Annotated in this window: 10 protein-coding genes; 4 read left to right on the top strand and 6 right to left on the bottom strand. The window is 40.4% G+C overall.

Annotated elements, in window-relative coordinates:
• Nucleotides 1-22 precede the first annotated feature (22 nt).
• Nucleotides 23-1,498: a family 43 glycosylhydrolase gene (locus tag AC04Q1_RS04925; protein ID WP_478362383.1), complete on the top strand. Its 1,476-nt coding sequence runs from the start codon at nucleotides 23-25 to the stop codon at nucleotides 1,496-1,498.
• Nucleotides 1,499-1,648: 150 nt separating this feature from the next.
• On the opposite strand, the gene AC04Q1_RS04920 is transcribed toward AC04Q1_RS04925, so the two are convergent.
• From AC04Q1_RS04920 to AC04Q1_RS04895, 6 genes are all read right to left on the bottom strand, one after another.
• Nucleotides 1,649-2,644 carry a hypothetical protein gene (locus tag AC04Q1_RS04920; RefSeq protein WP_478362381.1) on the bottom strand — a complete coding sequence of 332 codons (996 nt, stop codon included), beginning with the start codon at nucleotides 2,642-2,644 and terminating at the stop codon, nucleotides 1,649-1,651.
• A 90-nt stretch (nucleotides 2,645-2,734) separates the two neighbouring features.
• The gene (locus AC04Q1_RS04915; protein ID WP_478362379.1) at nucleotides 2,735-3,751 is read right to left on the bottom strand and encodes a hypothetical protein; all 1,017 of its coding nucleotides are present in this window, start codon (nucleotides 3,749-3,751) and stop codon (nucleotides 2,735-2,737) included.
• A gap of 3 nt (nucleotides 3,752-3,754) precedes the next feature.
• Entirely contained in the window at nucleotides 3,755-4,348 is a 594-nt protein-coding gene (locus tag AC04Q1_RS04910) for a hypothetical protein (protein WP_478362377.1), read from the bottom strand.
• Nucleotides 4,349-4,488: 140 nt separating this feature from the next.
• A complete protein-coding gene (locus tag AC04Q1_RS04905; protein WP_478362374.1) occupies nucleotides 4,489-5,310 on the bottom strand; it encodes an MOSC domain-containing protein in 822 nt (273 codons plus the stop codon).
• A 102-nt stretch (nucleotides 5,311-5,412) separates the two neighbouring features.
• Nucleotides 5,413-6,525, bottom strand: a complete 1,113-nt coding sequence (locus AC04Q1_RS04900; RefSeq protein ID WP_478362372.1) for a Fic family protein — start codon at nucleotides 6,523-6,525, stop codon at nucleotides 5,413-5,415.
• Nucleotides 6,526-6,761: 236 nt separating this feature from the next.
• The gene (locus tag AC04Q1_RS04895) at nucleotides 6,762-9,122 is read right to left on the bottom strand and encodes a mechanosensitive ion channel domain-containing protein (protein ID WP_478362370.1); all 2,361 of its coding nucleotides are present in this window, start codon (nucleotides 9,120-9,122) and stop codon (nucleotides 6,762-6,764) included.
• 226 nt (nucleotides 9,123-9,348) lie between these two features.
• On the opposite strand from AC04Q1_RS04895, the gene AC04Q1_RS04890 reads away from it, so the two are divergent.
• From AC04Q1_RS04890 to AC04Q1_RS04880, 3 genes are all read left to right on the top strand, one after another.
• Complete coding sequence (locus AC04Q1_RS04890) at nucleotides 9,349-10,128, top strand: hypothetical protein (protein ID WP_478362368.1); 780 nt, start codon at nucleotides 9,349-9,351, stop codon at nucleotides 10,126-10,128.
• Between the two features lie 281 nt (nucleotides 10,129-10,409).
• On the top strand, nucleotides 10,410-10,976 hold the full coding sequence (locus AC04Q1_RS04885) for an RNA polymerase sigma factor (RefSeq protein ID WP_478362366.1): 567 nt from the start codon (nucleotides 10,410-10,412) through the stop codon (nucleotides 10,974-10,976).
• 106 nt (nucleotides 10,977-11,082) lie between these two features.
• The gene (locus tag AC04Q1_RS04880) at nucleotides 11,083-12,087 is read left to right on the top strand and encodes a FecR family protein (RefSeq protein ID WP_478362364.1); all 1,005 of its coding nucleotides are present in this window, start codon (nucleotides 11,083-11,085) and stop codon (nucleotides 12,085-12,087) included.
• Nucleotides 12,088-12,177 lie beyond the last annotated feature (90 nt).

Raw genomic sequence — 12,177 nt, 5'->3', positions numbered from 1 at the left:
ACTGTAACCAAAAATATAAATTATGAGAACACTGCTATTTTTCATGTTATCGATTCTTTCAGCTTCTTTTACTTATGCCCAATTGGGTGTAAAATACGACCCTGCCATTCAATCAAAAGGAAACCTGCAGTATTGGCGACCAAAGGGAAACCTTTTTGTAGGCGATTGCATGCCGTATTACCAGAATGGAAAATTTTCTTTCTATTGGCTGCTTGATCCGGCCCATCATGCCAGTTTGAAAGGTTTGGGCGGACATCAATGGGCTTTGAGCACTACCACTGATTTGAAAACCTGGAAACAAGAACCCATAGTGCTGGGTATCGATCAGGAATGGGAAAAATCCATTTGCACAGGTTCGGTAGCTTTTTACCATAACACATACTATGCTTTTTACGCTACGCGGTTAATTGATGAAAACGGAAGGGTAAACGAGCAGCTCAGTTATGCAACTAGTAAAGATGGTATCCATTTCGACAAGCAGAAGCCAAATCCATTTTATACTTCAGCCCCCGGATATAGCAAGAGGGACTTTAGGGATCCGAAAGTATTTATTGATGAAAAGACGGGCGAATTCCATCTTTTTGTATCCAGCTGGCAGGAAAATCCGGTATTGTCACGTGCGGGAGGCTGCCTGGTTCATCTGGTATCCAAAGACCTCAGGAAATGGGATCTAAAAGAACCTGTTCTTACCGGGCAGTCATCGGTACCGGAATGTCCTGATTATTTTTTATGGAAGGGTTGGTATTATCTGGTTTATGGGGATAATGGAGATACCTATTATGTAAAGTCTAAGCAACCTTATGGTCCATGGGAGGAACCGAAATTCCAGGCGCTCAACGAGTCCTGGTCTAATGTGCTCAAAACAGCATCCTTTAAAAATGACAGACGGATTTCCGCTTCCTGGATTCCTTCAAGGCATGAAAATAAGGATAATAACGGGGAAATATTTGGTGGTAACGCGCTCTTTAGAGAAGTGATCCAGCTCCCTGACGGTACTTTAGAAACCCGCTTTCCGGAGGAAATGATCCCCGTATCCGGAGCGCCTTTAAAAATCAGCTTTAGTAATGGTTTGTATTCAACCAAAAACAGTGAAAACTCGATTACAATCAATGCCCCTAACGGAACCGGGGCGGCTTATTTAGAAAATATTCCACAAAATGTGAGGCTTACCCTGGAAGTAGAACCCCTGGGAAGCAATGATGAATTTGGCTTTTATCTCCGTTCGGATAACCGGGCCGATAATGGATATAAATCAAGTTTTTCGGCTAACAATCAAACCGTTTCATTGGGCAATACCGAAATAAAGGCCGTAAGTGGCCTGAATAAGCCTATAAAAATCGACCTGATCATGAAAGGGGATATCATCGATATGTCTATCGATGGCCGGCGCTGTATTGTTAACCGCACACCAGAACAGAAAGGGAGTTTTTTATGGTTTTATGCCAAGCATGGAAAGGTAAGCTTTAAATCGGTCAAGGTTTCTCCGTTGGTGGATTAGATATGCTTTTTAAGCATCGTATTTAGGAACGGCATCTAGGCTTAACCCTATAAAAAAAGGGCCTGCCAACTTAAATGATCTTATACCTCTTTAATGGTAAGAGATAGGCAGTCTGATGACTGTTTTAGGATTAATTTCTTGAAATAAGGTCTAGGTCCTTGCCAGTCTAAATTCGTTATAACACATTATGATATTAAAGCCAAGGAAAAGTATCGCTTCCGAACTGACCTTAAGTTTATCAATATCTGCACCTAATATGGATGAAACAAACAGCGTGGAAAAAACCAGGACGGCACTTAAAAAGATACTGACAAAGGCCGAACGTAACAGCATGGTAATTCTAAATACGTTTTTCTGAAAAAAATATTCCGGGCTTCTAACCATCTGCACTAAATTGGCAAGAATAAAAAAGCCGATCAAGAAGATGTAAACGTTCATATATGGCGTTGTATTGTTCCATACCAGTAAGCCAAAATAACCTTTAGAAAAGAAGTAGAAGATGATGATCAGACAGATGAATGTTTTTAACACGACCCAGAATTTTTTACCCGAGAGCATCAGATAAAGTTTTGGGTATTTCAAGCTATCAATGCGGTCGGCAATCCCCAATAATCTTGGTGAGGGCGCTACGAACGGATTAAATACGCCAAGCAGTATGAGTAAAACAGTGCTTGTAAATTGAAAGATGGCATCAGCAATCAAGCTATCCATTTTAGCCTGATCCAGAACCGTATCATCGGAATAGGTAAATATCGAGAGTGAAATCAATACGATCACCACAAAGTGAAATATTACACCAACATAGTTCGCAAATCCGGATTGGTTTAATTGCGCGTTTTCATTATCCTGCTGTGTGTTTCCTGAAGAGAATTTAGCCGAGAGCCCTTTAAGTGAGTCTGCCGTGCCCCTGGCCATAAGGGCTATGGCGAGGATAAAGATTCCGATACCAATAATAAAACAGCCAATCCCCGCGGCCTCGAAACTATACAGCCCAAGTAAAAACAGGATGCTGCCGATAGTGATTGCCACATGCTTGAATTTGATTTTAGTAAAACCATGCAGATTGAGCAATAGCGAATAAAACAGGCCAAAAGCACTGCCAACTACGATAGCCAATAAAAGTTTTGCAATGATATTTCCGGACATGCCCCTGTTAAAAAATCTTGATGTAATGTTAATGAAAAATTTGGCTAAAGCTGAACTGTCTGATCATTAAGAATGTTTAATATTCATCCTTCAATTGCGGCCTCCGGCACCAGTTTCCATTTTTTTTAATACATATTCGGTTTCAGCGATAAAAGTTTCTATCGGATTGGTTTTGCCAAAATCTGCCAGGGTGAGCTCGGATGATTTACTGAACTTTAGGCGTACATCGGTACCACTATAAAGTCCATTGGTGGTTTTTCGCACAATATTAAAGCCTGCAAACCGCTCGAGTGCATAACTTTTAAATATGAAACCTAACCGATAAACTTTTATTTTTTGGGTGCTGATTTCAAAAACAACTCTTTTAGTCACGCTCAGCAAAAAGATCAATATCGGGATCAATATAATGAACGATAGTTGTTTATCGCTACCACTCGGCTCATTTTTGGTGAACAGGTTATACCAGAAATAAGAGGCAAAAAGGCCAAAGAAGATCAGCATGGGCAGAAACTTTCCAATCCCTGCACTTTTTAAACGATATCGGTCATTCTCCGATACATAATGTGTCAATATTCCCATGTTGATGGGCTGGAGGATGTTGTTTGCCTGGCGCTCTGGAACCCTGTCGAGCATCATTTTAATTTCCCCGAGCACCCGGCTGTCGAAATGTATTTTGTCCTTATCCTGCTCACCGGTAAAGGACGGGGAAATGCGATACCCTTTGCCATAGCGATCGGCGTTGCTTTTCAGATAATATACCAGCCCAAAACGGACTTGTAGATCAATTGATGCCACCTCATTAAAATCCATCAGTTTCTTTTTGCCAAAAATAGTTTTGAGGCTGATGCTTTGTTGTATAGCATCAAATATGACCTGTCTTTTGCCGTAGGTGAAAAAAGGGATACAGGCGAAAAGGAGTGGCAACATAAAGAAATAGCTGGCGAAATATTTTGTTTCAATATCTCCTAAATGGCCTTTAACCAGGATGAGGATAGTACTTAAAGGTAAAAGCAGCAACAGCGTTACTATGGCGATCCCGATAGGAACCAAAAAGGCAAGTGGCCTGATGGTAATGGAATCAGCCGTGATATGATAATATTTTGCCATAAGTTAAACCCGTTTTTTTTTTGCCTGCTTTCTTTTTACCAGGCCGATAATGTACATCAGGATAAAAAACGGAACGAGCAGGATCCACGGATTGTCTGCCAATCTGCCCAATAAGGTGATCTTTGCATCATCCCAGTCGTGTATTCCCTTCTCCACCAGCAGTTCGTTTTTTACCGAAAGCTTAAAAATAGTTACCTCCCTTTTGTCGCCCATTATAAAACGGGATATCGCTTTAAACACACCTCCTTTTCTGGCATCGTTAAGCTGGGCGGTAAGGACTTTCACTTCAACGGTATCACCCTCTTTGATTTTGTCGGCCAATGCTTTTTCGTCTTCAGCATTGCCTCCCCAAGGCAACCTGAGGTTAATTTCTTCTTTTTCGGGTTTGATGAAGAGGTAAGAAACCAATACACGGTCGTTCTGTTTCTGCTGCATTACCCAAAGCTCTTTTACCACAAACTTCGTGGTAGTAAAATCTGCTTCACTGCGGCTTTTGGCCTCGTTGGTCGTCTCATCAAAAGTGTTGAATATCCAGAAGGTTACACCGGATAAAATAATAAAGATCGCAAGAACTGCGATAATAATTTTTTTGGTCATGGAGCAATAATCAAGTGAAAAATTATTTTACGCCCTACAATAAAAGAGTGAGAGCAATTTGTAAACGTACAGACTTTCAGAAATGTTTTCGAATGAGTTGTTTTTCCTTATATGATGCTGAATGGAAAGAAATCGCGAAACTAATCTGCTGTTTTCCAATCAATCACCTTTAACTGATCACCAACAGCAATTACTCCATTGTGCTGATGCAGCAGGTTCTGTCCGAACATGATTTTTTTATTTATGGTGCGATAGCTCGCCAGTGTTCTCAAGGGTTCCTGTCCTTTCTCGCCTGTTTGCTGATCGATGGTAATGAGTACGCACCTGGCACAAGGTTTTACAGCAGAGAATAGAGTCTCTCCGATATAAAATGTTTTAAAAGTATCTTCAATATGCGGTACACCGCCTGTAAATACAAAATTTGGGCGGAAACGGTCCATGCGGATTGGATCCCGGAGTTTTTCATTCAGACCATCAAGAGAGGATTGGCCAATGAGCAGGCAGGGGTAGCCATCGGCAAAACTTACCACTTCCTCATTGGACGCATACCTCGGATCTACCAGTCTTTTTTCGGCCAGTGGCATTTTGACCAATCTTACACTGAACTTTAGGAAATCAGAAAACCATTTGCTCACGGCTTTATTCACTTCAAGCCCGGTTGCGGTATCATTCCAAATTATCACAGGAATCTGCACGCCGTTATCTTCATCCAAAGCAAAAGAAATCGTCTGTTCAGGTGAAGTTTTATGTGATACTACTAATTTGCCTTCCGTAATGCTTACCTCCAGCAGGGCCAGTTCAAAGTGTTTCCGTTGGGTAATAAAGATACCTTCTTCATCAACAAGCATCCACCTTCTGTCGTACTGCAGCCCTCTGTCTTCGAGCTGTGCTTTGGTAAGGATAATGCCGCCCAGCGATTTGATGGGGTAGATATTGATCTCAGAAAGCACAAGATGATTCATGCTTTAAAGATAAAAAACACATTTTGATTTACCTATTTCATGTATTTGAAAATTTAAGGTGTAGTCAGATATTTATAGTGCCATCGGTTTATTTGAAAATATTTACCCTTTTAATATCTGAATAAGATCGTCATTGATATAAAAGATTTCCCTGCCATCTTTGGTAACACTTAATATTTTGGCATCTTCCAGCTCTCTGAAATATTTAGTAAGGGTGGTTCTTGAGGTAACTTTGAGCAAGTCTCCTATAAATTTTGGTCGAATGTAAGGTTGACTGAAAATAGCCTCGTTTATTTCTTTGTTATACCATTTGATTTTGGATTTTCCATGGATTAGGGTAGCTTCCATTTGATTCAGTATGCTTATAACGAGCTGGTTAGTTAGTGCTGCGGTTTTCTCTACCGCATCAAGCATATATAATAACCAGGGTTTCCATGAATTCCGTTGAGCAACTGCTCCTAGGTGATAGTAGTAATCATCCTTATTTAAAATAATATATTTAGATAAATATAATACAGGTTGTCGTAATAAATCTTTGTTTACCAAATATAGGAGATTTAAAATCCTTCCTGTTCTTCCATTTCCGTCAGAGAACGGGTGTATTGCTTCAAATTGATAATGGGCGATACACATTTTTATTAGTGGATCTGATGGATACTTAATATCGTCGTTCAAATATTCTATGAGGTTGTCTATTTTTTGTTCAACGATTCCTTCTCCTCTAGGTGGAGTATATACAATTTCACCTGATCTAAATTCGCTTTGCCCCCTTCTAATTACAGTTAGGCTCTGAGGCGGGCGGAAACCTGCTGTTGTATTTTTAATCTGCCTGAATGTGCTAATAATACATTCTTTATCTATTTTCCCACTCACTAAAATCAGTTTGTATCCTTCCCAGAGCGCTTCACGGTACCTTAATACTTCTTTTGTCGCCGGCTTAATGTTTTCTTCCCTTAGTGTATCCGCAACCGCCTTGTATAGCTCATCTTCAGTAGTGAATATATTTTCTATTGCGGTTGAAGTTTGCGCTTCTTGTAGGGCAATGGTATTGATCAACATTGTCGGGTTTGGTAAGCGGTGAAGGCTACTGTCTGTTGTTGCTAATGCCCTCGATGCTGTCACTAATTTTTTTAAAATATCTATATCATCTTCCACATTTTCTGAAGGAGGTAAGAGTGGGAGGTTATTAAAAGGGCGTGTTCTATCGTAAGTCATATCATATTTTTTCCCCTAATTGGACAAATGCTATAGATCTGCATTAAATCTGAACATATGACCACTATATGTTCAGATTTGCTGAAAAAGTGAACATGTTATAAAATTATGAAAATATTATCAATACTAAAGAATGATATGTTCATTTTTTTTTTAAAATTGAACATATTTGGTAGGATTGTTAAGGTTTTACTTTTATTGCTTACTTAGATCGTCATTGTCAGTAGCGTATATAATTACAAAATTTCAATTCCCTTCTGTTCGAACACTTCAAAAATCTGTTCGTTGATCATGCTGCGGGTTAAATCAGCTTTGGAAATATCCTTACACCAGAAATAGATATTGATGGTGCTGTTCAGCTTACTCACCGGACTGATCATCACAATCGGCTCCTTGCTGATGAAAACGTTCGTGTTTGCCGCAATAATCTCCCTGATCAGGCCAGCCACTTCGCTGGAACTAAATGGCTTGGCAACGGATAAGGTAATATCTACGCGCATCTGGTTGTTGCTCAGCGTCCAGTTGATGATGTTGTTGGAAAGGATAGATCCGTTAGGAATAATAATTTCGGCACCTTCATCACTAAGCAAGGTGCTGGCACGCACCCCAATTTCTTTTACACGTCCTTTTTTATTGCTTAATTCTACGATATCGCCGATACGGATGGTCTTGTCAAAAATAAGGATGATCCCCGAAACGAAATTGCTTACAATATTCTGTAGCCCCAACCCAATTCCCACACCCAGTGCACCCAGAATAACGGTGATTTTATCTATAGGAAGTCCTGATGCCGCAACGGCGATCAAAAAGCCGCCGATCAGCAATACCAAACGGGTAACCAATAATTTCGAACGCTCTCCTTTGTTGTCGTCAAAGCTGTCATCTCCTGTATCGCCAAAAAAGTAAGCGATGTATTTCTGTAAAAAGTTGGCAATCCAGATAATGCCCAGAAAAAGGACAATGCCACCGAAGGTAAAAGAGAAACTGCCGATGATTCTTTTTTCGGTAAGGATTTCCATTACCGATTCGTAAAGACCGTTAAAAATATTGAGGTTGGTGGTAAAAATGACGAACCAGATGATTGTGGCTCCAATCCCGGTAAGTCGCTTAAGACCGGCAATTACCGGCTGCCAGTCGAAATGTTCCGGAAATCCTTTTCTGATCCTGCTGCTTTTCATCTGGAGGAGGAAAGCCTCTACCAGAACTTTGGCAAGTATGGTTAACGAGATGGCATTTAGCAGTGAACTTACCCCCGTAGAATAAAAAATCTGCGTAAGCGTAAAACGGCCAAAAAGGTTACAAAAGATCGCGATAATGGCAAAAATGGTATAGATAAAGCCTGTGGCCAGGATCATCTTAAACCTTTTGGTTTTCTCATCAAGCATTCTCCACACCATCACACCATAAGCTACTGAGCTTACCGTTAATACAAGTAAAAGCCAGCGCTGGTATCGGGGAGGCATGCCCAATAAACGAAGGAAAACCGGGGCAAGGAGCAGCACCACGAATATGCACCAGTAGTAAAATAGCTTTGGCCCCAGTTTTTTACGCAAAAATACCGTGAGCAATATGGCCAGTAACACCTGAACGGCTTCTATGTAGAGTGCCGGGGCCCGCAGATCGAAGATTGGCGCCAGTGCGAAAAGCATGATAAAAGTAATCAGGTAGGGCTGTGGACTGATCAACGAAAAACCATCGAGGGTTTCTAAACGGCCACGTTGTTTTACGCTCCTGAAATTGAAGAATACCCAAAAGAAAAATACCGCGCAGGTAAAAAGCAATAGCAAGCGGCTGCTTCTGGTGTACACAAAATAATAACCCGATATTTCCTGTTCACCTTTAATAAACCTGCGGAACCCCATGCTTTTATTGGCGGGGCGGTTTACCGATTCCCACAGGTAACGGCGTTCCTTGCCAAAAGCTTTAATGCTCACCGCATCAAGCTGGTTATCGGTAAGGTACATCAGTTCCTTAATGTTGATCAGATTGGCTGATGTTCTGGCCTGTAAGTTATTGATCGTTAAGGTGGTGGTTTTAAGCAGGCTGTCCATCACGATACGCTTCTTCTGTAACTCGGTAAACTCAGCTTTAAACATGATGCGCATGGCAGGTAAGGTAAATACCTTGATCAGTACGGTATCTTTTCGCAGGTTGAGGATTTCTGTTTTCAGTGCCCGTAGTTCTTTTTCATATTCATCAAGGTCGGCCAAACAGTCTTTATTGTTGCTGCGGAGTTCTTCGAGCAAGGTTTCGTCCATCTGCAAATTCTGCAGGTTCATGGTACGGTCGCTTTGCGTTAAGCGGCTTTTTAGCAGTGCCAGTGCAGCTTCATCTTGTGTTAAATGTGCTTCAATCGGTTTTAACTTTTTAAAAGAAGATACCGTAACCGGAACTTTATTCACCATTTCGAATACCTTCTCTAAATGGGTCAGATAATCGCCTTTGGTGAGGGTGGCCGAATCTGAAAGAATAGATACATCCTGGCCCTTATCCACAGGTTTATCCTTTTGTGCAAAGGTATTGCGCGTAAAAAACAGGATGAAAAGTAGCGGTAATAGGTTTCGGATGGTTATGGAGAAAAAATTTCTTGTGATCATTAGGTTTTAAAAAGTATTGGATATCTCCTATATAGGAACTGATGGGGCAAAAATAAGGATTAGAATTGATTTTACAGATAATGCCTCGGGCTATGGATGTTAATCGGATTTGAAAATCCGTTTTAATCAAAATAATATCCATTTGAATAGAAAATTGAATAATTTAATCAACATTTATTTGCCTTTACGGTTTAAACCAAAAGACCTGATCAAAAACAGATAAGCGATGAAGAAACAGACCAAAATTATTGTTGCCGTTTTAGCAGTTGTGCTTGTACTCGCCATGGCGTTTGTGTATAAATTACATTGGTTTGGTGCTGGGATGAAACCTCAGCAGGCGGCAATCAGTCATCCCGATAGCGTTGTTCAGGCAGTAGCCGATACACCTGAAGCAACATCCCTGCCCAAAACCGACGAGCCCAGGGCAATACCAGAAGTTGAATTTCCACAGCAGGGAAACACGGTTGAAGATTTTGTATCCGGAACCTATGAAATTGCGATGGATACAAAGGGGCTTTTAGATGAGGACGATCTGGAAGACGTGGTTTTAGTGCTTCAGAACAAAACAGACAGTACTGATTTACGGCCAACTTTGATCTTATTAAAGCGGCCAGAAGGTGGATACCAATTATATGCGGCCTCCTGGCAGGCCATTGGTGCTGCGTATATCAATGGCGATTATCAGCAATATGATAGTGAAGATATCAAGATAGATCAAAAAAGAAATTTAATCATCTCTACTTTTGGCAGCGGCCCGGTAGGTAACCGCGAAACCAGGTACCGCTTTATCGATCATGAGCTGGTATTTACCTATATGGAAACTTATAATGTGGGCGCCGGACAGCAAACCAGGGCTGAATATGATGTTTTAAACAGTAAAGTAACCGTTGAGGATATCAATACGATGAAAGAAGATATGCCTTCTACAATAAGCCATGATAAACTGCCCGGTCATAAACCCTACCTTTTTAAAGATATAGACCCAACAATGGTATTTATGGAATAGTTAAGGTATAAGTACTGGCAAACATTATTTATCTACGATTTGTACCAATTTCGGAGATAAATGCACACAGATTACAATATCTGTTTTTTATTTGTGTGCATCCCCGTGTGAATGTCGAGCAGGTGTGGTTAACAACATTTACTTAATCACATGGTAGGTAGCTAAATACTTGAAATTAACCTTCTGCTGCACCCTTTATAATCAAATTAATACGTCCGTAACTTAAAGGCAAAACTGTGTTAATATTAACCTAACGATGGCAGGCTAATTTTGCATGCAAGATGAAGGATGTATATTTAAGTAAAAGTGATGAAGATTTAATGTCTTTATTGATCAATGAAGACAGCCTTGCACTCGAAACCCTTTTCAACCGTTACTACCCTGCCCTCTGCAGGTTTACCTCCATTTATATTAAAGATTACAGCAAAGCTGAAGAACTGATTGCCGATCTGTTCATGAGATTGTGGGATAAACGGAAAGAACTTCAAATCAAATCAATCAAAAGTTATCTCTTTACTGCGGCCAAAAATCTGTCTTTTAATGAAATCCAGCGTGCAAAATTAACGCTCCTTAGCTTAAATGACCATGTGGATGTCCTCGATTATCCTGATAGCCATTTAAATCCACAGGAATTATTAACCAGCAGGGAATCTTATGCCGAAATTATAGGTATGATTGATCAGTTGCCCGATCGGCAGCGGGAGGTCCTTCTAATGAGCCGGATCGATCTGTTGGGAAAAGATATCATTGCCGATCTTTTGGGTATATCCGTAAGAACGGTAGAAACACTGCTCTACCAGGCTGTAAAAAATTTCAGGTCATCAACCACCGACCGGCCAACTAACTAATTCTTTTTTTTACCCCGCTTGTTTAACATTTTGTTAACCAAAACTTAACGTTTTCCGCTACGTATCGAATCCATTTATGCTGTCTTTACCGTAGAACAGTATTTAAATGGACGAACGTTACTACAAATTAACAGAAGATTACAGTAAAAAAAACATTCGTAATGAAGATTTAACTGATCTATTGATCTGGGTGGATAGCAGCCAACAGAATCAACAGATTTTTAGGGAAACCTTGAAGGCACTCGAAGCCGCAGATTATTACGTGAACAGACCTGTACATCAGCAAAAAAGTTGGTCAGCCATTCAAAAGCATATTGAAAAAAACAGCACTGAGAAATCACCGGTGGTTAGGAGGATCAATTACCGCAATTATTTAAAAATAGTGGCTGCAATAGCTGTTATAGCTTTATTGCCACTGTTATATTTTAAGCAACTCCGTTCGGAAAAGAACAGTGTTGCCTACAATGAAATCTATAACCCAAAGGGTCAGAAAAGGCTGGTAACCATGCCCGACGGTTCCAATATCTATCTCAACGGCGACAGTAAGATCCGCTACGCCCAGGATTTTAATACCGGTAAGAGAACAGTTTACCTGGAAGGTGAGGCCTTTTTCGATGTCCAGCACCGTAGCAAACAGCCCTTTACCGTTTATACCGGAAAGGTGAGCACAACGGTTTTAGGTACTTCATTTAATATCAATGCTTATCCGTCTTTAAAAGATATCACCATCACCGTGCATAGCGGTAAGGTAGGTGTGCTGATTGAAAATAAGGGCAAAACAGCACCAGCTCAGTTTCTTTTGCCCAACGAACAGCTCACTATTAACAAAAGCGGTTGGCCTGCAGTAAAAAAGTCTGTTAATGCCATTGACTTTGACAGCTGGCGGGAATACAAGCTTTTCTTTTACGATAAACCCCTAAGTGAAATTGCAGAAGTAATTGCACGCGAGTACGACCTTGATATTTTAATCAAAACCGAAGCTTTAAAAGACATGAAGCTTACTGCAAAATTTGATAAATGTTCGGCAAAGCAGATTATGGAAACCATAGCTAAACTGACCGGCTCAAAATACAAAATCTATGAAAATAAGGTAATCATTTATGAACGATAAACGATAAGATAGATATGAAGTAAACTTACCAGGAACGAAAAATGGCTCGAAATGCTCGACACATCTCAAGCCCTAAAAACTGTTTAAACT

This window comes from Pedobacter humicola (genome assembly GCF_056490705.1).
This window is presented reverse-complemented; position numbering and strand designations above follow the sequence as displayed.

Coding starts and splice junctions, on each gene's coding strand:
- AC04Q1_RS04885 (WP_478362366.1), top strand. CDS start 10,410: ATGAAGGATGTATATTTAAGTAAAAGTGATGAAGATTTAATGTCTTTA.
- AC04Q1_RS04880 (WP_478362364.1), top strand. CDS start 11,083: ATGGACGAACGTTACTACAAATTAACAGAAGATTACAGTAAAAAAAAC.
- AC04Q1_RS04895 (WP_478362370.1), bottom strand. CDS start 9,122: ATGATCACAAGAAATTTTTTCTCCATAACCATCCGAAACCTATTACCG.
- AC04Q1_RS04915 (WP_478362379.1), bottom strand. CDS start 3,751: ATGGCAAAATATTATCATATCACGGCTGATTCCATTACCATCAGGCCA.
- AC04Q1_RS04925 (WP_478362383.1), top strand. CDS start 23: ATGAGAACACTGCTATTTTTCATGTTATCGATTCTTTCAGCTTCTTTT.
- AC04Q1_RS04910 (WP_478362377.1), bottom strand. CDS start 4,348: ATGACCAAAAAAATTATTATCGCAGTTCTTGCGATCTTTATTATTTTA.
- AC04Q1_RS04905 (WP_478362374.1), bottom strand. CDS start 5,310: ATGAATCATCTTGTGCTTTCTGAGATCAATATCTACCCCATCAAATCG.
- AC04Q1_RS04890 (WP_478362368.1), top strand. CDS start 9,349: ATGAAGAAACAGACCAAAATTATTGTTGCCGTTTTAGCAGTTGTGCTT.
- AC04Q1_RS04920 (WP_478362381.1), bottom strand. CDS start 2,644: ATGTCCGGAAATATCATTGCAAAACTTTTATTGGCTATCGTAGTTGGC.
- AC04Q1_RS04900 (WP_478362372.1), bottom strand. CDS start 6,525: ATGACTTACGATAGAACACGCCCTTTTAATAACCTCCCACTCTTACCT.